Here is a 23010-nt window from a genome sequence, read left to right as displayed (position 1 = left end):
GGCGGCAAGAGGCCGTCTGAAAAATATCGGGTACTATATCAGCAAATGTATTACTTATTTATATGGCGGTCGATATTTTATTAGTTGGAATGCCAAAGTTAAGATTGGCATAAATTTGTTACAATGATGCTTTCATTACATGAATTATATTTATTGGGAAAATTATGGCTAATATTCAACAAGCACCTAGCAGTATTGCTCCGGATTTACACAATTATCGCCAATGGTTTGATGAGTATTTGAAAAAGCTTCCTGATGAAGATGTTGCACTGTTAGGACGTGCCAAACAGCTTGCTGAAGCATATTATCCTGAAAATGCCAGGACACCTAGTGGAGAGCCCTTGTTGGCAAGTTTATTTGGTGCTGCGGAAATGGTGGCAGATATGGATCTTTTGCCAGATGCTATTGCGGCTACATTGCTGACAGACATTCCCCGCTTTTGTGATAATTGGCAAGAAAAAGTTACCGAAAAGTGTAATGAAACCGTATGCGGTTTGGTAAAAGGCATAGATGAGGTACAAAAATTGACTCAATTTGCCAAGGTGGAAAGCTTTGCAACACCTGAAGAGCGGTCTAATCAAGCTGAAACAATGAGAAAAATGCTGCTTGCAATGGTTTCTGATATTCGAGTGGTTTTAATTAAATTAGCACTCAGAACTCGGACAATGCAGTTTATCGGTACTTTGCCTGATAGTGAAGATAAGCGTTTGTTGGCTAAAGAGACATTGGATATTTTTGCTCCGTTGGCGAACCGTCTAGGCGTATGGCAACTTAAATGGCAGTTGGAGGATTTGGGCTTTAGGCATCAAAATCCCGAAAAATATAAAGAAATTGCTGCATTGCTCGATGAGAAACGCCCTGAGAGGCTTGAATACATTGAAAATTTCTTAAATAACCTGCGAAGTGAATTAGACAAATACGGTATTCATTATGATGTTGCAGGAAGGCCTAAGCATATCTATTCGATTTACCGAAAAATGGTTAAGAAGAAATTGGATTTCAGCGGCCTGTACGATATCAGGGCGGTGCGTATTTTGGTAGATACAGTACCTGAGTGTTATACGACATTAGGTTTGGTTCATAGTTTGTGGCAACCTATTCCCGGTGAATTTGATGACTATATCGCCCAGCCTAAGGGAAATGGTTATAAGAGTCTTCATACTGTGGTAGTTGGACCTGAGGATAAAGGTGTTGAAGTTCAAATCCGTACCTTTGATATGCATCAATTTAATGAATTTGGTGTCGCTGCACACTGGCGCTATAAAGAAGGAGGCAAGGGAGACAGTATTTACGAGCAAAAAATTGCTTGGTTGCGCCAGCTTCTCGATTGGCGTGAAAATATGGCCGATAATGATAGAGAGGATTTGGCTAGTGCGTTTAGGACGGAGCTGTTTAACGATACCATTTATGTGTTAACGCCACATGGAAAAGTATTGTCTTTGCTGGCGGGTGCTACACCTATTGATTTTGCTTATGCGTTGCACAGCAGCATCGGAGACCGTTGTCGGGGAGCCAAAGTGGAAGGGCAGATTGTTCCTTTATCCACGCCCTTGGAAAATGGCCAACGTGTTGAGATTATTACTGCTAAAGAAGGAAGTCCTTCAGTTAACTGGTTGTATGAAGGATGGGTTAAGAGTTCTAAGGCAATTAATAAAATCCGAGCTTTTATTCGTCAGCAAAATGCAGATGCCGTGCGTGAAAATGGTAGGGCGCAGTTAGACAAACAACTGGTGAAAGTATTCCCGAAGCCAAATCTAACGGAGTTATCAGAAAAGCTGGGATTTAAAAAAATCGAAGACTTATATACGGCTATAGGTCAAGGTGAAATATCAGCCCGTGCTATTCAAAAAGCATGTGGTAATTTAAATGAGGAAGCACCTGCTCCAGTTAATGAAGAAACCATAGTTAGAAAATCTAAAATCAAAAAAAACAGTAAAAATGGTATTTTGATTGACGGCGAAGGAGGCTTGTTGACAACATTGGCCAAATGTTGCAAACCAGCTCCGCCAGATGACATTATAGGTTTTGTTACTCGTGAAAGAGGAATTTCCATACACCGTATGAATTGTGCAGCATTTAAACATTTGGCCGAGCATGCCCCTGATAAGGTGTTGCCAGCCAGCTGGGAAAGTATTCAAGACGGTCAGGTTTTTGCGGTTGATATTGAGATACGCGCTCAAGATCGTGGAGGATTACTGAGAGATGTTTCTGATACATTAGCAAGGCATAAGCTTAATGTTACAGCGGTGCAGACGCAGTCCAGAGACTTAGAAGCCAGCATGCGTTTTACTTTGGAAGTTAAGCAGGTGAATGATTTACCTAGAGTCTTGGCAAGTTTGTCGGAAGTGAAAGGCGTTTTGAGTGTGGCGAGGTTGTGATTTAAATTATATTTAATTTCATATATTTAATTTTCTGCTGTAAAAATATTGTTTACATCGTGTTTACAGATTTTATTTTATTGCTATAATAACAGCCTATTCGCTAGCCCAGGTGGCGAAATTGGTAGACGCAGGGGACTCAAAATCCCCCGCCGCAAGGTGTGTCGGTTCGAGTCCGACCCTGGGCACCAAGTTAAAACAATAAAGCCGACTTTAATTAAAGTCGGCTTTATTGTTTTAACTTTATTTTTTATTTATTGACCATAAGGTAATATTCATTTCATTGTGGGAAAATTTGTTAATAAAGTGCTTGACTCTTTTTTGCATCAGAGTATAATTACGATTCTTCGCTAGCCCAGGTGGCGAAATTGGTAGACGCAGGGGACTCAAAATCCCCCGCCGCAAGGTGTGTCGGTTCGAGTCCGACCCTGGGCACCAAATAAAAAAACAGCAGCTAAATCAGCTGCTGTTTTTTTATTTTAAACAAACTGAATTTTATCAATAAAATCTTGGCTTATATCATATGTTGAGTATTCGAGTATTTTAGGATATACAAGTTTATTATCTTTTGCTTTTAATCGTATCTATGTTTGAGGCCGTCTGAAATTTTATTTGTATAAAAACAGACAGATTTGATCTAAAGGCAAAAAAAGCTGCTTAAAGATTGGCTTTTTAAGCAGCTTTTGTTTAGGTTAATGTTGATTTTAGAACTTCATTTCAAAGCCAAGCGTAAAGTTACGTCCAGGTGCGGCAAATTGTGCATAATCACCTCCCGGTACACTTTGTTGGGCTAAAGAATTTCTTGAGTTTTGCCTTACTGTTTCCCACATTAGATAGCGGTGGTTAAGTACGTTGTATGCGCCAATTCTCAAAGTCGCTGTTTTCCAAGGCTTCCAATAGCCTATGAGATCTAGTGTAGTCCAAGGTTTCGTTGCTGCTTTTGTTGCTGCACCTTTGTAAATTTTTCCGTTGCCGTGATCGAGTTTGCTGATAAGTTCTTGAGGATTTTTGCCGCGAGAATGAATCCAGTTGGCCGAGATTCCCCATTTTTCCGAAGGAGCATCGTAATTTAGGCCGATAACGTAACGCGACGGTTGAATGGTTTCTAAAGGGTAATCGGATACGTAAGCAAATTGCTCGTGTTTGTTGTTGAACAAACGCTTGGCTTTAATCTGGTTGTAAGCCAAATTTAGAGACAGTCCTTCGGGAAAATCTTGCCATAAACTATTTAAATCTATGGTTGAACGTAGGTTTATACCTTGTAAATCCGCATTTTGGAGATTGAAATTGCCAAGTTTGGCTACGTTGTTTCGATCCGCTTGGGTAACTGCATAGGCAATCAGATCACGGTATTTGCTGTTGAATGCACTGACTTCGACATTCCCGAAATCGCCTTTAAAGGTAAGGCCGATTTCGCGGTTGAATGATTTTTCAGGCTCCAGGTCTGCGATGTAGTGGTATTTGCTGTGGCGAGGCAGCCCGGGTACATTGTATCCGTATAGTTCTTGGAAACTCGGTACACGGAAACCGTTTGACGTGCGATAGGATACGGCCCACTGATGATGGGGTTTGAGGACTAATCCTATATTCCAAGAGCGGTTTAGGTAGTTTTTATTGCGTATTGCCTGGTCGTCTGTTTTAAAGGAGTGACGATCCAGACGAATACCGAGTCCCAGGTCAATATATTTGCCGAAAGACATATTGTTGCGTAGTGCGAAATAGTGGCTTTTGCCTGTAATTGGTAAGCGTGTGCAGGTATCGATTTCCCAATCTGTGCATGGGCGCTCTACATTACGTATGTTGCCTAAATCGCGCCATATTTCTACTTGATGCGTTTTGCCGTTTATGACCACATTTTCTTTTCTGCCTGTAGCTTCTTGGTTTTTATAGACGGCTGTATTCTCCAGATATTTGTCGAATTGGGAGTCGAAACGGTCGTAGCCGGCTGCAAACTGTACATCGTGTTTGCTCCACCCCCACTGCCATTTTTTATTCCATTTCGTATTAAATAGCAGATGGTTTTCTTTATATTTGATTTGCTCTTGGTTTATGTAAGAGCCGGGTTTGTCTAAAGCGGGAGAGCAGTTGAGCGTTGTACTGGTGTCGCCGTATGGTGCGCAGGCTGCATATAAAGTGGCGCTATCCAGATTGATATTTTGTCGGTCAAGATTGATATCGATGCTGTCTGCCCAATGGGCATCTGCCGGTTTGAAGCGGTAGCTTAAACCGTTGCGGAGTTTTTGGTGTTTTTCTTCAAGAAAGCGAGCACGTGCCCATAATAAATTGGCGTAGCCTTCACGGGGATCGTTGTGCCAAATGCCGTTGCTGTTATTACCGATTTTGAAGCCTGGGGGAAGGTTGCCGATATAGTTTGGTGTTTTGCCCAAAGTATCTAGATTAATATCGGTAGTGTAGTAACCGGGATGACGCATATCCCTGCTGTCGTATTTTTGTTGGGTTTTTTCCATTACCCAGCCTACATAATGCTCGGGAGAAAAATGGTAGCCGAGACGTGCGAGCCAAGAACCGCTTTGATATTCCATAGGGTTGGGCTTGATGCGGTTTATACCGGTGTATTTATCTGCTGCTACCGTTTCTTTCGGATGGCGCATGGATTCCCGGCGCTGTTGGCGTATAAGGTTCGGTTCGGCTGCCAGGCTGCCATAACTCGGCGCGGGTTAATGCGGCTTTGTGTTTGACGCAATCGTTGCCCGTGCAGTCTTCGAATCGGAATAAGTTGTTACTTAACCTGCCGGGTTCGAAACGGAGATCGTATTTATCTTCATAGGCATTGCGGCGATAAAAAGATTGAGAGGTGTTGCCGGCATCTTTATGAATACCGATCTCGTGGCCTTTTCGGTATGTATACTGCAACAACCCTTCAAAGCCTTTATGGTTGAATGCGCCGCCTATGGTTTGAGCAAGACGGCGGTCTTTACTGCTATATACCGATTTGCTGGTTAAGCCCCAATTTTTTTCCTTCGGGTATAAAGTCTCCTACGTTTTTGGTGTGGTAGCTTACTGAACCGCCCAGACTTCCGCTGCCTGATTCTACGCTGTTGCTGCCTTTATTGATTTCGACGGCTGAAACGTTTTCGTATTCGATTTCGTTCATCGAACCGCTGCCTCCGCTGCGTGAAGTTGTGTCGGCATAAGATTGTAATTGGGCGATACCGTCTACCGATACTTGTACACGGTTTTTATCTACGCCTCGGATGGAGAAGCCGCTGCTACCGCCGCGTCCCTGTTCTACGATGGAGATGCCCGGGTCGTAGCGCACTAAGTCTCGGATATTTAAAACCTGTTCTTTTTCTAGCTGTTCAGCATTTTTTACTACTTTGCCCAAACCGGTTACCTCTTGGGTTTTTCTATTTATTTTTTTGGGTGCGGTAACGCGGATTGTTTCCAGTTCTGCAGTATTTTCTGCGGCCCATGCAGGCATATGCAGGGTGGTAAAGCATAGCCCCAGAGCGCTAACCAGAATTTTTTTCGGATGTTTCGGATTATTGATACGCATAGTCTTATCCATTTTTGCAATTTTTGTTTGCTGATATTTATTAAGATTATTTTTCATCTTCGCGCACAGCACCAAATACGGCGGCGGCACGTACGCCCAGATCACGGGTACCGTCTGCTTCACTGTTGTAGCTTATTGATCCTCCGAGTTCTCTGGCATCCGAGCCGTAGAATCCGCCTTTGACTTCGGCATTGCTAATTTCCACTTTCCGACTGCCACTTTGGTTACCCGGATCGAAGGCAAAACCTCCGCGAGGTGTATGGGCGTATCCTTTAAAACTGCTGCCTTCGATACCGGCTTGGATTTTGAATACAGTGTGACCGTTATGGGCGGTTAAGTCGCCGGTTAAGCTTTTACCGGCAAAGTCCACATCAAATTCCGCACGGCTGGCGGCACGTCCGGTTTTCAAGACGCTCATATCCGCTGTTTGGAAGTATTCTTGGTTGCCTTGCAGTGCAGTGTGATTGGGTGAGGCCGTCTGAATAAAACCGGACCATGTTCCGACATATTTGGCTTTTCCGGAGGCCGGCATATCATCTTTAGGTGTGCGCTCTCCTTGCAGGAACAAAGCTTTCGCCGGCTCTCCGGCTTTTTCTTCAAGCGAGAAACTGCCGAAGCAGAGATAACTCAGATTGCTGCAGCAGAGATGAACGGAGCCTTTCACGCTGTTGCCGTCGGCAGACAGTATGTTGATGGTGCCGGTTTTACTGTCTGCGCCCCAGTCCGCTTTACTTAAATCTACTTTGTTGGCTCCGAAACGCAAATTCATTGCAAAGCCGAAATTTGCTAAAGGTTTCAGGGCAATCCGGCTTAGGCTGTCACGCATGATTGGCTGGTACTCTGTTTCGTCTTCGTGGTCCGCGTTTTCTTCATCAGCATTCTCGTTGCTGACCACTTCGTCAGAGGCGAACTCATCCTCGGACAGCTCTTCCTCAAGTTCTACTTGCGTGCGTTTGGAATGTTTGATGTAAACGGCATCAAATAAAGTATTGTTTTGTTTTTCCTGATCAGGATTGCTGCTGTCACGTTTGGCACCGAACACGCCGAAAAGGGAATTGTCGTTGGCAATGAATTTACCTGCGAGCTCCTCGCCGTTCGGCCCGTAAAAACCACCTTCCAAATTACCCGAGTCGACACCGTAAAACGCTTTGTCTTCAATTGAAGATTGATCATTGACTGCCGTTCTGGCTTCTCCGGTAAAACGGTTTCCGTTGATGTCGGCGCTGATATCGTAAAGTTTGCGGCCTTTACGTTCGGCTTCTGAGCTGTCTGAGCGGTAATTTAGTTCGCCGGTGAGGGTTTTGTCGGCAAAGTTGACGTTGAATTTGGAGGTGAATTGAGGGCGTAATGCGCCTTGGAGATTCTCATCGGTGGCACTGGCAATATCTCCGTCACCTATTGAATCATTAAAACTGTTGCCGGGTATTTGATCGGGACGGACAGAAAATTTACCTTTGTTTTTCTTCACATCAGATAAAAAGGCCCATTCTCCAATATATTCGACATTATTGCCTGAGGGCAGGGTTGGTGCCGAATGGATACCGCGATAAAAGGTATAGACATTGTGGCCGGTACGGTATTCATGCTGACGGTATGGTACACCGTTCATAATTATCTTGGGGTATTCGACAGAGGTGTGGCCAAAGCGGATGTAATGATATTTGTCTTTTTGTTTACGCTCGGGCGTGTAGACTCTTTTTCCTCCGTTGTTAGGATCAGATTGCATTTCTGCCAGTTTGGGAATACTCAATTCATTGTCGGTTACTTCTTCAATACCTTTAGGAATATTCAGTTTGGCTTCCAGCTCTGCTTGGGTCGGTTGGCCGTCTTTATCCAGCAGCTCGTTGCCTTCTTTGTCGAATCTGGCAGTATTTCGGCGCAGGCCTTTGATAACGTAACCTAAAGCCGGTTTTTTCAATTCGGCTTGTTCTTCGGGGCTTTGTCGCGGTTCGGGAACTTTGTTGACTTTGGGTGGTTCGGGCAGGGGAGGAGGCTCGGGACTGACTTCCAATGTATCGAAACTTCCCCCGCCGGCGCATGCGCTCAAGAGTGCCGCCAGTATGCAGTAGCTTAAGTGGTTGCGTATTGTATGGCTCGTAAGTCTATACCTAAAAATAATGAAATTAATTTGATTATATGGAAATAAATAAAAACAATTATTTGAAAAATTAAAATAATAAGAATTGTTATCATTTTAATTTTAAAAGAATGGATAAATTTTGTAAATATTGAACGGCTTGAATGTTTAAATTTAGAATTTTATTGTTTGATGTGAAATTTGATATTTCTGTATTTCCTTGGCATTTTGTTCTTAAATAGGTAATTATTTACTTATTATCTATAGTGTCTGGACGGTTTTAGCTAGTGTTTTGTTTTAAATTTTGTTAAATTTTGTTTTTGTGATTAGAGTTTGCCGACGACTCAGGTTGGCATTTTGAATCAAATTTTAAAATTGTTTTGCTAATCAAGATTGCTGTTTATTAATGATATATATTGGGTAAGTCGGCGATTGGTTTCGACCTTGAGATTGACGGGATTCGCTTTGGGTAAGAGGTTGGGGAAAATAAATTCCCAATAGGTGTAAGAAAATTCAGACGGCCTCGTCAATATCATCAAGACAGTGTGCGTTGCTGGATTTTAAAACGGTAAAGATTGTTTTTAATGTGTTTTTGAAAGGATGAATGATGAAGAAATTGATTGCGGCAGGATTGATGTTGCTGGCGGTGGGACAAGTAGCGGCAGCGGAATTCAAGCCTTTTTCCAGAGCCGAATTTGATGCTTTACAGAAAGCGGGTAAGCCGGTTTTGGTGGATGTGTATGCGGATTGGTGTACGGTATGCCGCCGTCAGGAAAAAGAGCTGAAAATTATTTTACAAGAGCCGCAATTTAAGCAGGTAACCGCGTTGAAGTTGGATTTTGATGCGCAAAAGCAGGAATTGCCGGCATTTAAGGTAAACAACCGCAGTACATTGATTCTGTTTAATAAAGGCAAAGAAGTACGCCGTGTGGTAGGTGAAACCGATCCGCAGCGTTTGCGTCAATTTATGACTTTGCCGCGTTGAGTGGGAGCCTGAATGGAAATCGGTATTACGGTTTTGGCTTTGAGTCTACTGGCAGGCTTGCTGACCACTTTGTCTCCTTGCGTGTTGCCGATTTTACCGGTAGTGGCGACATCGGCAATGGCTAAACAGAAAGTCGGTTTGTTTGCACTTGCTTTCGGTATGGCGGTTTCATTCACTTTGGTCGGGACGTTGGTGGCTTCTGTCGGCTTGGTTTTCGGCTTGGACGGTGAATATCTGCGTTATATCGCTGCCGTATTGATGTTGTTGGTGGCGGTTTGGTTGTTGAGCAGCCGTTTGCAGCAGGCTTTGGGGCGTTATACTTCTGCTTTGAGCGGACGCGGTGAGGCCTGGTTGAGCGGGTTTAATCCGGAATCGGTTCTCGGTCAGTTGGGCGTCGGTTTGCTGCTGGGTATGGTTTGGGCACCGTGTATCGGCCCGACCTTAGGCGCGGCGATTGCTCTGGCGAGTCAGGGTGAGGCATTGGCTTCGGTGGCTTTGGTGATGTCCGTGTTTAGCTTGGGAGCAGTGGTGCCGCTGATAGCTATCGGTTTGCTGTCGCGCCAGTTTTTCCGCAGCAAGCGCGAAAGGTTGGCGGAGGTCAGCCAAAAAGGCCGCAAGGTGATGGGCTGGAGTTTGCTGGCGGTCGGATTGCTGGTGTTGACGGGCTGGGACAAGCAGCTGGAGATCCTGTTGGTTCAGTGGAGTCCCGAATGGCTGACTGATTTGACAACACGTTTTTAATATTATGATGATAGTAGTAAGGCCGTTTGAAATTTTCAGACGGCCTTTGTTTATGGGTTAAATGTTCATCCGGTATTTAAGGATTCAGTTTGGCAATGACTTGGGCCAATGCTTTATGCCAATCGGGTTGGGAAATACCCAATTCGGTCTGTATTTTGTGGCAGTCTAAAACGCTGTATCCCGGACGCGGCGTATTTGAGGAGGTGTCGGCGCAGGGGCGGATGGCGGGCGTTTTGAATTCCGGGTTGTGGCGTGCGGCTGCTTGGAAAATGTTTTGCGCGAAACCGTGCCAGGTAACGGGATTGCTGCCGCAATAGTGGTAAATGCCGCGCGGCAAGGCAGGTTTGTTCAGCAGGTCGATCAGGATTTGTGCCAAATCGCCGGCATAGGTGGGGGTGCCGGTTTGGTCGTCGGCGATACTCAGTTCGCGGTTGGCTGCAGCGGCGTCTAACATGGTTTTAACGAAGTTGTTGCCGTGTTCGCTGAATACCCATGAAGTACGGATAATCAGGCTGTTGGGATTGGTCGATAAAGCCAGCAGTTCTCCTGCCAGTTTGGAGCGGCCGTAAACATTCAGGGGATTGGGCAGGCCGCTTTCGGTATAGGGTGTTTTGGCCTTGCCGTCGAAAATGTAATCGGTGGAAATGTGGATGAAACGTGCGTGAACTGCGCGGGCGGCTGAGGCCAGATTGTGGACGGCGCTGCCGTTTACCGCAAAGGCGGTGTCGGATTCCTGTTCTGCGCGGTCAACCGCAGTATAGGCGGCGGCATTGACGATGGCGTCGGGTTGGAAACTTCTGGCCATATTTAAGACGGCCTCTGCATCGGTAATGTCTAAGGTGGCGGAATCAGCGGCAATCAATTCCCAGTTTTCGGGCAGTCTGTCTTTAAAGCAGCGGCCCAGTTGGCCTTTGGATCCGGTCAGTAAGATTCTCATATTAACAGTTCCTCCAGAAGCGGCGGCGGAAAGGGGTTTCGGTTTGCCGTTTCTGCTTTGGTTTATAGAAATGGTTGTGTCGGTTGTGCTTCCGGGCGGCAGGCTGCGTTATCCGGAGTCGTTTGCTTTGTTGTCTGTCGTGTTTTGCTTGGAAGCGGAAGTGGGTTTGTCGGTTGGTTATATGGTGAAATCGATATGCGGACGGGTTAAATCGGGCTCCGGATTTGGATTTCACAACATGTTTACATTTTTTTGTAAAAACGTCGGGGTTTCCTGATTATAAAGCAACTTCAGAATGTTGGAATGTTTAATTTCGGTATTTTAAGTTAAGGCGGCGGTGTATTCGGGACGGGTTGCGCTACGATTATCGCAATGGATTTTTCAGACGGCATCTTTATCTATATACTGTATCGGTTTGATGCGGGTATGCGGCCGTATGAGGCCGTCTGAAAATATTTATTATACGATTCAATGGAGTAGTCTTATGTTTAAAAAATGGTTGGCTGCGTTTGCAGTATTGTTTTCGCTGTTTTCTTTGAGCGGTTGCGGGTATAACACGATGCAGACGCAGGATGAAGCGGCGAATGCGGCTTGGTCGGAAGTGTTGAACCAATATCAGCGCCGTGCGGATTTGATTCCTAATTTGGTCAATACAGTGAAGGGTTATGCATCGCATGAAGAAAAAGTGCTGACGGAAGTTACGGAAGCGCGCAGTAAGGTAGGCAGCATCCAGATGACGGCCGATGATGCGACCAATGAAGAAAAACTGAAGCAGTTTTCCCAAGCGCAAGGCGAGTTGAGCAGTGCTTTGTCGCGTTTGCTGGTGGTGTCGGAAAACTATCCTCAATTGAAAGCCGACCAAAACTTCCGTGATTTGCAGGCTCAATTGGAGGGAACGGAAAACCGTGTCACTTTGGCACGCAACAACTACATCAAAGCAGTTCAAACTTATAACACCACGTTGCGCCAATTCCCGCAAAATATTACGGCTAAGATTTTCGGTATGTCGGCTCGTCCGCAATTTACCGTTGAAAACGAAAAAGCGGTATCTACTGCGCCTAAAGTCGAGTTTTAATGTCGGATTTTTTCAGACGGCCTCATTGCAGTTGGTGAGGCCGTCTGAAAATTATGGGCTGAAATGAAAACAGTATTATTGTTTACGGCAACGGCGTTGGCTGAAATTGTCGGTTGTTATCTGCCTTATGTTTGGCTGCGGCAAAACGGTTCGCCGTGGCTTTTGCTGCCGGCGGCGTTGAGTTTGGCGCTGTTTGCGTGGCTGCTGACCCTGCATCCGACGGCCAGCGGCAGGATTTATGCGGCGTACGGCGGTATTTATGTGAGCACGGCCTTGCTTTGGTTGTGGTTGGTTGACGGTGTCAAACCTCAGATAACCGACTGGATAGGCGTGGCATTGTGTCTGTGCGGTATGCTGGTCATTATGTCGGGTGTACGCCAATAGGCCGTCTGAAAAAAGGCCGTCTGAAATTTAATATCAATGGAAAAAAGGAAACCCATGCAATCTGCGGTACAGCGTTTCAGTATGTTTGTGGTCATGCTGTTGACGAGTGTCGGCCTGTATGCTGCCACACCGATTCCCGTGTTGGATGCGCCGGTGATGGATACTGCATCTATGATGCAGCCGCAGGCGCGCGAAGAGCTTAACCGGCATCTGTTGGAATACAGTCGTGAAAAAGGCAGTCAGATTGTGGTTTTGACTGTGCCGAAAATCGAGCCTGAAACGCCGTTTGACTATGCTGCGCGCGTCATGGACGAATGGAAATTGGGGCGTAAAGCAGAAAGCGACGGCGTATTGTTGCTGCTGGTTCGCGACGAAAGAAAAACGCATTTGGCAGTAGGGCGCGGCCTGGAAGGGGCGATTCCCGATGTTTACGCCAAACGTATTTTGGAAGACGTATTGCGGCCATATTTGCGCGAAGGCCGTGCGGATGAAGGTATTTTTGCAGCGGTGGCGCAGGTGGAGAAGCTGGTGGCGGGCGAACAGCTGCCGGAGCGACAGCAAGACTTTGCCGATGAAGGTTACGGCGAGAATTTGATGTTGCTGCTGATTCTGCCGTTTTTTGCCGGCGGCTTTTTAAAGGCGGTATTCGGACGGATTCCGGGCAGCTTGATGACCGGCGGCGTGGTGTTTGTGGCTGCGCTGGTGTTCGGCTTTGCGATTTGGCTGTGTGTGGTTGCGGCTTTTGCCGGAGTGGCGGCTGCTTTGGTTTCAGGCAGCGGTGCATTTATTTCCGGCGGAGGCCGGGGCGGCAGAGGCGGCGGCTTCGGCGGGGGAGGTTGGAGCAGCGGCGGCGGCTTCGGTGGCGGATTCAGCGGTGGCGGCGGCAGCTTCGGCGGTGGCGGTGCATCTGGAGGATGGTAATGGAACAAAACAGATTCAAGCGTTTATTACAGCATTGGCTGCACCCGCGTTTCAGGGTTGAGCGTTATTTTCCGCAAACCGGTTTGCAGAATATCGGCAGCGCGATTGCACGTTCTGAAACGGATCATGCCGGACAGATACGTTTTGTTGTGGAGTCCGGTTATCCGGCTTATGCGGTATTGTCGGGCTTGCAGCCGCGTGCGCGTGCTTGGCAGTGGTTCGGTGAGTTGGGCGTTTGGGATACGGAAATGAACAGCGGTGTGCTGGTTTATGTTTCGTTTGCCGATCATGCGGTTGAAATTGTGGCGGATAGGGGTATTACGGCCAAAGTTGACGATGAAGTTTGGGCGGAGATTTGCGCTTTGATGCGGGATAATTTCAAACAAGGTAATTTTGTGCCCGGATTGGAGCAGGGGCTGAATCGGATAACCGAAATTCTCACCGCTGCTTTCCCGAAATCCGAAGCTCACGTCGCGGGCGACGAACTGCCGAACGATGTGGTGCTGTATTGATCCGGAGCAGGGAGCTTTTCAGCCGGAAAATTGTCTTTATGGTTAAGGTGCTTCGAGAAAATTTCCCGGTAAACACTACATTAAAAACCGCAAACACGTTAAGATATCAATGTTTGACAATGGAGAACTGAAATGGCGCAATTAAAAGGTTTATCCCGCTTCTTTTTGAGTACGGCCGCTTTATTGGTGCTGGCCGCCTGCCAACCTGAGAAACAGGAGGCTCCGGCAGCTCCGGCAGCGGAAAAAACGGCTGTATCCGAGTCTTCTTCGACTGTTAAGCAGACCCTTAACGGTACGGATGTGAGTAAAGACGATATCGGTGGCGATTTCACCTTGACCGACGGCAACGGTCAGCCGTTTAGCTTGAGCTCTTTAAACGGTAAAGCGGTTATTTTGTCGTTCGGCTATACCCATTGTCCGGATGTCTGCCCGACCGAATTGCTGACATACAGCGATGTGCTGAAACATTTGGGTGATGAAGCCAAAAATGTGGCGGTGGTGTTTGTCAGTGTGGATCCGGAAAGGGATACTCCCGAGCTGATCGGCAAATATGTCAAGCAGTTCCACCCGGACTTTATCGGCTTAACGGCAACCGAAGGTCAGAGTCTGCCCATCGTGAAGCAGCAATATCGGGTGGTATCCGCCAAAACCAACGAACAGTCGGAAAAAGTCTATCTGGTCGACCATTCGGCCGGCGCGTATTTGCTGGATAAAGCAGGCAACCCCGCCGTATTCTCGCCTTACGGCAGCACGGCGGAACAGATTGCCCAAGATCTGAAAGTATTGTTACAACGATAAACCGAATATGAAGAAGGCCGTCTGAAAATATTTTCAGACGGCCTTATGCAAGAGAAAGAGTATGACAGCAGAAACATTGACCATTGCCTTGTCCAAAGGCCGTATTTTTGACGAAACCCTGCCTTTGTTGGCAGCCGCAGGCATCGAACCTGTTGAGAATCCGGAGGAATCGCGCAAACTGATTATCGGCACCAACCTGCCCAACGTGCGCTTGGTGATTGTGCGCGCCAGCGACGTGCCCACTTATGTGCAATACGGCGCGGCGGATTTCGGCATCGCCGGCAAAGACGTATTGATCGAGCACGGCGGCGACGGCCTGTATCAGCCGCTGGATTTGCAGATTGCCAAATGCCGCATGATGGTTGCCGTGCGCAAAGGTTTCGATTACGCCGCCGCCTCACAGCCGGGCAACCGTTTGCGCGTCGCCACCAAATACCCCGACATCGCCGCCGAACACTTCGCCGGCAAAGGCGTGCATGTGGACATCATCAAACTCTACGGCTCGATGGAGCTTGCACCGCTGGTCGGCTTGAGCGACGCGATCGTCGATTTAGTGTCCACCGGCGGTACGTTGAAGGCCAACAATCTCGAAGCGGTGGAGCATATCGTGGATATTTCCAGCCGTTTGGTGGTCAACAAAGCAGCGTTGAAAGTGAAACACGCGCTTATCCAGCCGATTATCAACGCATTTGCCGAAGCAGCCGGGCAGTCTTAAAGAGGCCGTCTGAAAAGCCGCCGTTACACGTTTTCCTTTAAATTAGACCTACCCATGAACATCACTTCAGACAAAAAACTGGCCGTCTTAATCGATGCAGACAACGCCCCCGCCGACATCATCGACCGCCTGCTGGCCGAAATCGCCAAATACGGCATCGCCAGCGTCAAACGGATTTACGGCGACTGGAGCCACGGCCTTTCCAAATGGAAAGCCGCCCTGCTGCCGCACGCCATCATTCCCGTGCAGCAGTTTGCCTACACCAAAGGCAAAAACGCCACCGACATGGCATTAGTAATCGACGCGATGGACTTGCTGTACAGCGGCAATTTCGACGGCTTCTGCATCGTTTCCAGCGACAGCGACTTCACCCGCCTCGCCAGCCGCCTGCGCGAAAGCGGCCTTACCGTTTACGGCTTCGGCGAAAAGAAAACCCCCGAAGCCTTCCGCAAAGCCTGCGACAAATTCATCTACACCGAAATCTTCCGACCCGAAAAACGCGCGCCGGAGAAAAACAAAAACAGCGGCAAAGCCAAAACACAGAGCGAACCTGCCGAAACCTCTGCCCAGCAAACCGACGTATCCAAGCTGCTAATCCGCGCCGTAAAAGAAAATGCCGACGACCTCGGCTGGGCCAACCTCGGCCCCATCGGCAGCTACATCAACAAAACCAACCCCGATTTCGACCCGCGCCTCTACGGCTTCGGCAAACTTTCCGACCTGATCAAATCGCTCGATTTGTTTGAATACCGCACCGACAACAATCAAATCCAAGTGCGCAGACACCAAAACCCTGCCGATAAAAACAGCAGGCCGTCTGAAAATAAAGACAGCAAAGAAAAACAAGTTGCCGAAGCAGCCGCACCGCAAGTACCTGCCGCCGAAGCCGACAGCGTCAAACCCGCCGGCAAACGCGGCAAAAAACGCCAGCAACAAGAGCGCAAACAATCCGAAGCGGAACCAACCGCCGTGCCGCCCGCACTAACGGCAGAAGTCGCCGAAACCGCCAAGCCCGAGCCGCAAGACGCGCCCAAGCCCAAAAACGGCAAGGCCAAATTCACCAAGCTGATTCCGCTGGTGCAGCAAGCCGTTGACAACACCGCCGACCCGCAAGGCTGGGCACGCCTGAGCGACGTGTTGAAACAGCTTGCCCCCACGGTGAACCCGCACGACTACGGCTTTGACACCGACCGCGCCCTGATTCACGCCATTTACAGTGACTGGTTGGAAATCAAAAAAGCCGGCCGCGGCGAACGCGTGCGTGTGAACAAGCGGTTTGTGAGCAAAGACAAAGAAGATTATTCTTCGGAAAAATAAAAAAATCAGGCGGCCTTGTTATGCCGCCTGAACTATTATGCAGACATCCGTCTGCTTATTTAACGATTTCCACAGGACCGTGATCGTCGCAATGGTCGCCGTGTTGATGATGCAGGCGGCCGTTGACGATATAGTCGATATGGTCGCCGTGCGGAACGGCTTCATGACCGCAACCCTCGCCGTGAACGTGCGTGCCGCAATGATGGGCTTCGTTGCAATTGTCCGGATTGGTTTCGTTTACTTCCAAAATATGCTCGTCATAGTGGCCGTTGTGTTCGTGATGCAGATGGCCGTCGTGAATATAGTCGATATGGTCGCCGTGTTTGATGGCGGTATGGCCGCAATCGGCACCGTGAACATGATCATGATTTTGGTGGGTATGGCAGTTGCTCATGGCAGACTCCTTGTTTTTGTGGGGATTAACGGTTTCAATATAGGTGATAGCTTGGGGTTTTGTCAATAACTTTTTGATTTTATTGGTTATTTGATTTAATATAGCATAACATCGGCTTTGATGTTTTCAGACGGCCTTGCAGGACTTATCTTGAAAAATCGGTATAATTTTCTTATTGTATTTAAACATAAATATAAAGGCCGTCATTCGGGCGGCCTGTTTTATGTTACCCTTTGAGCAATGGTACACAAACGGCCGTCACGCAGGCCGGATCAACGGCAGATTTCTGTCAGTATTAACGGTTCTTTTTATTTTATTCAAATATATTGCAGATACTTATGAAACACCTTTCCACCCAATCCCCCAACTTCCAAGCCGAGCTGAAAGCGTTGCTGGCTTTTGAAACCGCGCAAGACCCGAAAATCGATCAAATTGTTGCCGACATCTGTGCCGACGTGCAGAAACGTGGCGACGCGGCGGTTATCGAATACACCAACCGTTTTGACGGCACCGCAGCGCAAAGCATGGGCGATTTGATGCTTACCCAAGCCGACTTGCAGGCCGCTTTCGAACGCCTGCCCGAAAACGTTCAGACGGCCTTGAAAACCGCCGCCGCCCGCGTGGAAAGCTACCACAAACACCAGAAAATGGAATCTTGGAGCTACACCGACGAAAACGGCACCTTGCTCGGCCAACAGATTACCCCGCTCGACCGCGTGGGCATTTATGTGCCCGGCGGCAAAGCGGCTTATCCCAGCTCGGTAATTATGAACGCCATGCCCGCGCATGTGGCCGGCGTACCCGAAATCATCATGGTGGTGCCCACGCCCCAAGGCGAGCGCAACGATATTGTGTTGGCGGCGGCATTTGTGGCCGGCGTAACCAAAGTGTTTACCGTCGGCGGCGCGCAGGCGGTGGCGGCGCTGGCTTACGGCACCGAAACCGTGCCGCAGGTCGATAAAATCACCGGCCCCGGCAATGCGTTTGTGGCCGCCGCCAAACGCCGCGTGTTTGGCGTGGTGGGCATCGATATGGTAGCGGGGCCGTCTGAAATTCTGGTGATTGCCGACGGCACCACGCCTGCCGATTGGGTGGCGATGGATTTGTTCAGCCAAGCCGAACACGACGAAATCGCCCAAGCCATTCTGATTGCCACCTCGCAGCAATATCTAGACGAAGTTCAGACGGCCATGAACAAGCTGATCGAAGACATGCCGCGCCGCGCGATTATCGAAGCCTCGCTGGGCAACCGCGGTGCGATGATTCTGGCCAAAGATTTGGACGAAGCCTGCGAAGTCGCCAACTATATTGCGCCGGAGCACTTGGAATTGTCGGTGGAAAACCCGCAGGAATGGGCACCAAAAATCCGTCACGCCGGTGCGATTTTCATGGGCAAATACACCAGCGAGAGTTTGGGCGACTATTGCGCCGGCCCCAACCATGTGCTGCCCACCAGCCGCACGGCGCGTTTCTCTTCGCCGCTGGGCACGTACGATTTCCAAAAACGCAGCAGCCTGATTCAGGTTTCCGAACGGGGTGCGCAGTATCTCGGCGAAACCGCCAGCGTATTGGCCCACGGCGAGCGGCTGACGGCACACGCAAGAGCGGCGGAATTGCGTTTGAAAAGTGTTGATTTGATAGTAGGTTGATATGTTGAAAGAGGCCGTCTGAAATTTTTACTGTTTTTCAGTCTCTGTGTTCGAAAGTATTTCAGTCCGAACCTACCGCTTGCGGTTTAAAAGAAAAGCCGGTTATGGTACATTTAGCAGCGTTATACATAAATGATTGCTGATACTGCTCAGACCAGTTTCGGATAATGGGTGGGAACGGCGGTGCTTTACTTGAGATTGTGAAGACAGGCTGTTTCGGTATTGGAATGTTATAAAAGGCCGTCTGAATTTTCAGACGGCCTTTTGATATTGAGGGCGACACATGCAAACAATCCGAACCAAGATTTGCGGCATTACCCGGCCTGAAGATGCGGCAGCTGCGGCAGCTTTTGGAGCCGATGCTATCGGTTTGGTGTTTTATGCAAAAAGCAAACGCGTGGTATCGGTGGCTCAAGCCCGCGAAATCGTGCGCGTGTTACCGCCGTTTGTGAGCGTAGTGGCCTTGTTTGTCAACGAAGAGGCCGCGCGTATTCACGATATTTTGGGGCAGGTGCCGGTGGATGTGATCCAGTTTCACGGTGATGAAGACGATGCCTTTTGCGTGCAGTTCAGACGGCCTTACCTGAAAGCCGTGCGTGTGCAGAACGCGGAAGATATTCAGACGGCCTGCGCGCAGTTCCCCAACGCCCGCGCCTTGCTGTTTGATGCGTATCATCCGACCGAATACGGTGGCACGGGGCAGCAGTTTGATTGGATGCTATTGCCGAAACAGCTTGATAAACCGTGGGTTTTGGCAGGCGGCCTCACGCCGGAGAATGTAGCCGAAGCCGTGCGTGTCAGCGGCGCGGCGGCGGTAGATGTGTCCGGCGGAGTGGAGCGTGAGCCGGGCATTAAAGATGCCGATAAAATGGCATGGTTTGTGAAGAATGCAAAACAGGCGGCCGGGGCCGTCTGAACGCGGCGGTTGGAATCCGCTTATTAAAAGTGTTGTATATTTTTCCGATTTTCAAATAAATAAGGCAATTTCCATGAAAAACTACCAAGCTCCCGACGCACAGGGATTTTTCGGCGAACACGGCGGCGTATATGTTTCCGAAACCCTGATTCCCGCCTTGCAAGAATTGGCCGAAGCCTACCGCGAAGCCAAAAACGATCCGGCTTTTTGGGAAGCGTTCCGCCACGATTTGAAACATTACGTCGGCCGTCCCAGTCCGGTTTACCACGCCGTGCGTTTGAGCGAAAAACTCGGCGGGGCGCAAATCTGGCTCAAGCGCGAAGACCTCAACCACACCGGTGCGCATAAAGTGAACAACACCATCGGTCAGGCCTTGCTGGCCAAGCGCATGGGCAAAAAACGCGTGATTGCCGAAACCGGCGCGGGGCAGCACGGCGTGGCGAGTGCTACGGTGGCCGCGCGTTTCGGTATGGAGTGCCACGTTTACATGGGCGCGGACGACATCCAACGCCAAGCGCCGAACGTGTTCCGCATGAAGTTGCTGGGCGCCAATGTGGTGGGCGTGGACAGCGGCAGCCGCACGTTGAAAGATGCCATGAACGAAGCCATGCGTGAGTGGGTGGCGCGGGTGGACGATACGTTCTACATTATCGGCACCGCCGCCGGCCCCGCGCCTTATCCCGAAATGGTGCGTGATTTCCAGTGCGTGATAGGCAACGAAGCCAAAGAGCAGATGCTCGAAGCCATCGGCCGCCAGCCCGATGTGGCCGTGGCCTGCGTGGGCGGCGGCTCCAATGCTATCGGCTTGTTCCACCCGTATATCGGCGAAGAAAACGTGCGTTTGGTCGGCGTGGAAGCGGGCGGTAAAGGCGTGGATACCGACGAACATGCCGCGCCGATTACCAGCAAAGCCCCGATCGGCGTGCTGCACGGTTTCCGCAGTTATCTGATGCAGGACGAACACGGCCAAGTGGTCGGCACCCATTCCGTATCCGCCGGTTTGGACTACCCGGGCATCGGCCCCGAACACAGCCATCTGGCCGACATCGGCCGCGTCGAATATCATGCCGCCAACGACGATGCCGCGCTGGAAGCCTTTGATTTGCTGTGCCGATACGAAGGCATTATCCCTGCATTGGAAAGCAGCCACGCGCTCGCGTGGGCGGTGGCCGAAGCGCCGAAAATGGGCAAAGACCAAGTGATTTTGGTGAATTTGTCCGGCCGCGGCGACAAAGACATCAATACCGTAGCGAAGTTGAAAGGTATCGAACTTTAATTTTTTTCAGACGGCCTGCTGCTGATTAATACAGAATAAGGCCGTCTGAAAATATCATTTCCATTTTCAAATTGAAGGAAACGCAACATGAGCAATTCAGTGATCACCGTAATCGGCAAAGACCGCGTCGGCATCGTGTACGACGTGTCTAAACTGCTTGCCGAAAACCAAATCAACATCCTCAACATCAGCCAACAACTGATGGACGATTTTTTCACCATGATTATTTTGGTGGACACGGCAAAATGCCCGAAAACGCGTCAGGAAATGCTGGATCTGTTTGCAGAAGAGAGCAAAAAACTCGCGCTCGACATCCGTATGCAAAACGAAGAAATTTTCAACGCCATGCACCGCATTTAAAGGATTGAAACCATGACAACCAGCATTCAATCCGGCGAAATATTAGAAACCGTGCGCATGGTGGCCGACCAGAATTTCGACGTGCGCACCATCACCATCGGTATCGATCTACACGACTGCATCAGTGCCGACATCAACATTCTCAACCAAAACATCTACAACAAAATCACCCGCATCGGCAAAGATTTGGTGAAGACCGCACAATACCTTTCCGCCAAATACGGCGTGCCGATTGTGAACCAGCGCATTTCCGTTACGCCCATCGCCCAAATCGCCGCGGCTACCCACGCCGATTCGTATGTGAGCATCGCCCAAACGTTAGATAAAGCAGCCAAAGACATCGGCGTGTCGTTTATCGGCGGTTTTTCCGCATTGGTGCAAAAAGGCATGTCGCCGTCGGACGAAGTGCTGATCCGCTCCATTCCCGAAGCCATGAAAACCACCGATATCGTGTGCAGTTCCGTCAATATCGGCAGCACGCGCGCAGGCATCAACATGGATGCGGTAAAACTGGCGGGCGAAATCATTAAAGAAACCGCCGAAATCACGCCCGAAGGTTTCGGCTGCGCCAAAATCGTCGTTTTCTGCAATGCCGTCGAAGACAACCCCTTTATGGCCGGTGCGTTTCACGGCGCAGGCGAAGCCGATGCGATTATCAACGTCGGCGTATCAGGCCCCGGCGTGGTGAAAGCCGCTTTAGAAAACTCTCAAGCCGGAACGCTGACCGAAGTAGCCGAAGTAGTGAAAAAAACCGCTTTCAAAATCACTCGCGTCGGTGAATTGATCGGACACGAAGCCAGCAAAATGCTCGGTATTCCGTTCGGCATTCTCGATTTATCGCTGGCACCCACGCCCGCCGTCGGCGATTCTGTCGCCCGTATTCTCGAAGAAATGGGCTTGAGCGTGTGCGGCACCCACGGTACCACCGCCGCCTTAGCCTTGCTGAATGATGCCGTGAAAAAAGGCGGCATGATGGCCTCAAGCGCAGTCGGCGGCTTGAGCGGCGCATTTATCCCCGTTTCCGAAGACGAAGGCATGATTGCCGCCGCCGAATCGGGCGTGCTGACTTTGGACAAACTCGAAGCCATGACCGCCGTCTGCTCCGTAGGCTTGGATATGGTGGCCGTGCCGGGCACCACTTCCGCCGCTACTATTTCCGGCATCATCGCCGACGAAGCCGCCATCGGCATGATCAACAGCAAAACCACCGCCGTGCGCATTATCCCCGTGCCGGGTAAAGACGTGGGCGACAGCGTAGAATTCGGCGGCCTGCTCGGATACGCACCGATCATGCCCGTGAAAGAAGGCTCGTGCGAAGTGTTTGTGAACCGTGGCGGACGCATTCCCGCTCCGGTGCAGTCGATGAAGAATTGATGGGTTGATGTAAGAAAAGGCCGTCTGAAAATTCAGACGGCCTCTTGCTTTTACCGAAGCAATCAGTAGCGTTTGCCACCGAAAGAAGTATCGAGGTCAGGATTGTTTTCAAATTTTACGATACCTGCGGTTTCTTCGTAATGTTTTCCGAATAATCCGCCTTGATAGCGGCCGCCGCTGTTACCGAGCACGCTGGCATGGCCGGAATAAGTTGCACCATTCAAATGGCCTTCGTGCAGGGTGATATTGCGGCGGAATCCGGGCATATCTATTTCACCGCTGACTTTTTTCCGGCCTAAATCAACCCGAATACGGCTTTTGGCATCTAAAAGAATATCGCTATTGATGCTGTCATAACGTACGGCGTTACCGTAATAAGTAACGATGCCTGAATTTGGAATGTTGTCTACTGGAGTTTGTGTGCCTTGGTAGCGTATTTCTTGAAATTGCCCGCTGTCATCCACCCATGCGCCGTAGAATGAAGCATTTTGTTTCCAGCCTTTCAACTCGCCGCTTTCGGTTGCGGCCTCTACCGCACCGGTCGGCCCGAGATCCAGATTTATTTTTGTGCCGTCAGGTGTCGCTGCTGTACCTGCGCCACCACTTCCGCATGCTGAAAGTAAGGCTGAAGAAATACAAAGTAATAAAAATTTTCTCATATAAATAATACCTTTACTCTATGTT

General features: G+C 49.3%; 20 protein-coding genes, 2 tRNA genes and 1 pseudogene. 17 read left to right on the top strand and 6 right to left on the bottom strand.

The genetic code is table 11. The features are described 5' to 3' along the window. Positions 1–164 precede the first annotated feature (164 nt). The 3 genes from EL309_RS02270 to EL309_RS02260 all read left to right on the top strand — a co-directional run bounded on the left by EL309_RS02270 (position 165) and on the right by EL309_RS02260 (position 2816). A complete protein-coding gene (locus EL309_RS02270; protein WP_004285031.1) occupies positions 165–2378 on the top strand; it encodes a RelA/SpoT family protein in 2214 nt (737 codons plus the stop codon). 106 nt (positions 2379–2484) lie between these two features. After that, positions 2485–2569 (top strand) — tRNA-Leu (locus tag EL309_RS02265). 162 nt (positions 2570–2731) lie between these two features. Further along, positions 2732–2816: transfer RNA gene (locus tag EL309_RS02260), tRNA-Leu, on the top strand. A 266-nt stretch (positions 2817–3082) separates the two neighbouring features. On the opposite strand, the gene EL309_RS02255 is transcribed toward EL309_RS02260, so the two are convergent. The 3 genes and pseudogenes from EL309_RS02255 to EL309_RS02245 all read right to left on the bottom strand — a co-directional run bounded on the left by EL309_RS02255 (position 3083) and on the right by EL309_RS02245 (position 7942). After that, positions 3083–4990: a lactoferrin/transferrin family TonB-dependent receptor gene (locus tag EL309_RS02255; RefSeq protein WP_004285032.1), complete on the bottom strand. Its 1908-nt coding sequence runs from the start codon at positions 4988–4990 to the stop codon at positions 3083–3085. 341 nt (positions 4991–5331) lie between these two features. Continuing rightward, positions 5332–5820: pseudogene (locus tag EL309_RS10830) on the bottom strand (TonB-dependent receptor plug domain-containing protein); the annotation flags it as partial. A 121-nt stretch (positions 5821–5941) separates the two neighbouring features. After that, complete coding sequence (locus EL309_RS02245) at positions 5942–7942, bottom strand: transferrin-binding protein-like solute binding protein (protein WP_193777305.1); 2001 nt, start codon at positions 7940–7942, stop codon at positions 5942–5944. 634 nt (positions 7943–8576) lie between these two features. On the opposite strand from EL309_RS02245, the gene EL309_RS02240 reads away from it, so the two are divergent. Beyond that, positions 8577–8957 carry a thioredoxin family protein gene (locus EL309_RS02240; protein WP_004285035.1) on the top strand — a complete coding sequence of 127 codons (381 nt, stop codon included), beginning with the start codon at positions 8577–8579 and terminating at the stop codon, positions 8955–8957. Positions 8958–8969: 12 nt separating this feature from the next. Continuing rightward, complete coding sequence (locus EL309_RS02235) at positions 8970–9698, top strand: cytochrome c biogenesis CcdA family protein (protein WP_004285036.1); 729 nt, start codon at positions 8970–8972, stop codon at positions 9696–9698. A gap of 76 nt (positions 9699–9774) precedes the next feature. On the opposite strand, the gene rfbD is transcribed toward EL309_RS02235, so the two are convergent. Further along, positions 9775–10635: a dTDP-4-dehydrorhamnose reductase gene (gene rfbD / locus EL309_RS02230; protein ID WP_004285907.1), complete on the bottom strand. Its 861-nt coding sequence runs from the start codon at positions 10633–10635 to the stop codon at positions 9775–9777. A 484-nt stretch (positions 10636–11119) separates the two neighbouring features. Here rfbD and EL309_RS02220 point away from each other — a divergent pair, with 484 nt between their 5' ends. From EL309_RS02220 to EL309_RS02190, 7 genes are all read left to right on the top strand, one after another. Then, positions 11120–11710, top strand: a complete 591-nt coding sequence (locus EL309_RS02220; protein WP_004285909.1) for a LemA family protein — start codon at positions 11120–11122, stop codon at positions 11708–11710. Between the two features lie 63 nt (positions 11711–11773). Beyond that, positions 11774–12094 (top strand): YnfA family protein, encoded by a 321-nt coding sequence (locus EL309_RS02215; RefSeq protein ID WP_004285040.1) that lies wholly within the window; start codon positions 11774–11776, stop codon positions 12092–12094. Positions 12095–12148: 54 nt separating this feature from the next. Then, positions 12149–13015, top strand: a complete 867-nt coding sequence (locus EL309_RS02210) for a TPM domain-containing protein (protein WP_232014428.1) — start codon at positions 12149–12151, stop codon at positions 13013–13015. Continuing rightward, a complete protein-coding gene (locus EL309_RS02205; protein WP_004285042.1) occupies positions 13015–13527 on the top strand; it encodes a TPM domain-containing protein in 513 nt (170 codons plus the stop codon). Before EL309_RS02210 ends, EL309_RS02205 begins: the two co-directional genes overlap by 1 nt. Positions 13528–13659: 132 nt before the next feature. Then, entirely contained in the window at positions 13660–14325 is a 666-nt protein-coding gene (locus EL309_RS02200; RefSeq protein WP_004285043.1) for an SCO family protein, read from the top strand. Positions 14326–14386: 61 nt separating this feature from the next. Next, positions 14387–15040, top strand: coding sequence for an ATP phosphoribosyltransferase (gene hisG / locus EL309_RS02195; RefSeq protein WP_004285044.1), 654 nt, complete (start codon positions 14387–14389; stop codon positions 15038–15040). A gap of 54 nt (positions 15041–15094) precedes the next feature. Further along, a complete protein-coding gene (locus tag EL309_RS02190) occupies positions 15095–16357 on the top strand; it encodes an NYN domain-containing protein (RefSeq protein WP_004285045.1) in 1263 nt (420 codons plus the stop codon). Between the two features lie 55 nt (positions 16358–16412). On the opposite strand, the gene EL309_RS02185 is transcribed toward EL309_RS02190, so the two are convergent. Continuing rightward, complete coding sequence (locus EL309_RS02185; protein WP_004285046.1) at positions 16413–16751, bottom strand: hypothetical protein; 339 nt, start codon at positions 16749–16751, stop codon at positions 16413–16415. 338 nt (positions 16752–17089) lie between these two features. On the opposite strand from EL309_RS02185, the gene hisD reads away from it, so the two are divergent. The 5 genes from hisD to EL309_RS02160 all read left to right on the top strand — a co-directional run bounded on the left by hisD (position 17090) and on the right by EL309_RS02160 (position 22326). Then, positions 17090–18400, top strand: a complete 1311-nt coding sequence (hisD, locus tag EL309_RS02180) for a histidinol dehydrogenase (protein WP_004285048.1) — start codon at positions 17090–17092, stop codon at positions 18398–18400. 283 nt (positions 18401–18683) lie between these two features. Continuing rightward, positions 18684–19316, top strand: coding sequence for a phosphoribosylanthranilate isomerase (locus EL309_RS02175; protein ID WP_004285049.1), 633 nt, complete (start codon positions 18684–18686; stop codon positions 19314–19316). 73 nt (positions 19317–19389) lie between these two features. Further along, positions 19390–20592: a tryptophan synthase subunit beta gene (trpB, locus tag EL309_RS02170; RefSeq protein WP_040670098.1), complete on the top strand. Its 1203-nt coding sequence runs from the start codon at positions 19390–19392 to the stop codon at positions 20590–20592. 87 nt (positions 20593–20679) lie between these two features. Beyond that, the gene (locus EL309_RS02165) at positions 20680–20952 is read left to right on the top strand and encodes an ACT domain-containing protein (protein ID WP_004285918.1); all 273 of its coding nucleotides are present in this window, start codon (positions 20680–20682) and stop codon (positions 20950–20952) included. Positions 20953–20964: 12 nt separating this feature from the next. Continuing rightward, complete coding sequence (locus EL309_RS02160; protein ID WP_004285053.1) at positions 20965–22326, top strand: PFL family protein; 1362 nt, start codon at positions 20965–20967, stop codon at positions 22324–22326. Between the two features lie 62 nt (positions 22327–22388). Here EL309_RS02160 and EL309_RS02155 read toward each other — a convergent pair whose 3' ends face one another. Continuing rightward, positions 22389–22985, bottom strand: coding sequence for a transferrin-binding protein-like solute binding protein (locus EL309_RS02155; RefSeq protein WP_004285054.1), 597 nt, complete (start codon positions 22983–22985; stop codon positions 22389–22391). Positions 22986–23010 lie beyond the last annotated feature (25 nt).

Origin of the sequence: Neisseria weaveri, from assembly GCF_900638685.1 — a bacterium.
In the GTDB taxonomy this organism is placed as follows: domain Bacteria; phylum Pseudomonadota; class Gammaproteobacteria; order Burkholderiales; family Neisseriaceae; genus Neisseria; species Neisseria weaveri.
Note: the sequence above shows the minus strand (reverse complement) of the source record. Positions and strands in the feature narration are given on the sequence as shown.

Bases quoted from the DNA above. Each gene is read 5' to 3' on its own strand.
- hisD (WP_004285048.1), top strand. From the start codon at position 17,090: ATGAAACACCTTTCCACCCAATCCCCCAACTTCCAAGCCGAGCTGAAA.
- hisG (WP_004285044.1), top strand. From the start codon at position 14,387: ATGACAGCAGAAACATTGACCATTGCCTTGTCCAAAGGCCGTATTTTT.
- EL309_RS02235 (WP_004285036.1), top strand. From the start codon at position 8,970: ATGGAAATCGGTATTACGGTTTTGGCTTTGAGTCTACTGGCAGGCTTG.
- EL309_RS02240 (WP_004285035.1), top strand. From the start codon at position 8,577: ATGATGAAGAAATTGATTGCGGCAGGATTGATGTTGCTGGCGGTGGGA.
- EL309_RS02185 (WP_004285046.1), bottom strand. From the start codon at position 16,751: ATGAGCAACTGCCATACCCACCAAAATCATGATCATGTTCACGGTGCC.
- EL309_RS02155 (WP_004285054.1), bottom strand. From the start codon at position 22,985: ATGAGAAAATTTTTATTACTTTGTATTTCTTCAGCCTTACTTTCAGCA.
- trpB (WP_040670098.1), top strand. From the start codon at position 19,390: ATGAAAAACTACCAAGCTCCCGACGCACAGGGATTTTTCGGCGAACAC.
- EL309_RS02200 (WP_004285043.1), top strand. From the start codon at position 13,660: ATGGCGCAATTAAAAGGTTTATCCCGCTTCTTTTTGAGTACGGCCGCT.
- EL309_RS02190 (WP_004285045.1), top strand. From the start codon at position 15,095: ATGAACATCACTTCAGACAAAAAACTGGCCGTCTTAATCGATGCAGAC.
- EL309_RS02165 (WP_004285918.1), top strand. From the start codon at position 20,680: ATGAGCAATTCAGTGATCACCGTAATCGGCAAAGACCGCGTCGGCATC.
- EL309_RS02175 (WP_004285049.1), top strand. From the start codon at position 18,684: ATGCAAACAATCCGAACCAAGATTTGCGGCATTACCCGGCCTGAAGAT.
- EL309_RS02255 (WP_004285032.1), bottom strand. From the start codon at position 4,990: ATGCGCCATCCGAAAGAAACGGTAGCAGCAGATAAATACACCGGTATA.
- EL309_RS02205 (WP_004285042.1), top strand. From the start codon at position 13,015: ATGGAACAAAACAGATTCAAGCGTTTATTACAGCATTGGCTGCACCCG.
- EL309_RS02270 (WP_004285031.1), top strand. From the start codon at position 165: ATGGCTAATATTCAACAAGCACCTAGCAGTATTGCTCCGGATTTACAC.
- EL309_RS02220 (WP_004285909.1), top strand. From the start codon at position 11,120: ATGTTTAAAAAATGGTTGGCTGCGTTTGCAGTATTGTTTTCGCTGTTT.
- EL309_RS02160 (WP_004285053.1), top strand. From the start codon at position 20,965: ATGACAACCAGCATTCAATCCGGCGAAATATTAGAAACCGTGCGCATG.
- EL309_RS02215 (WP_004285040.1), top strand. From the start codon at position 11,774: ATGAAAACAGTATTATTGTTTACGGCAACGGCGTTGGCTGAAATTGTC.
- EL309_RS02210 (WP_232014428.1), top strand. From the start codon at position 12,149: ATGCAATCTGCGGTACAGCGTTTCAGTATGTTTGTGGTCATGCTGTTG.
- rfbD (WP_004285907.1), bottom strand. From the start codon at position 10,635: ATGAGAATCTTACTGACCGGATCCAAAGGCCAACTGGGCCGCTGCTTT.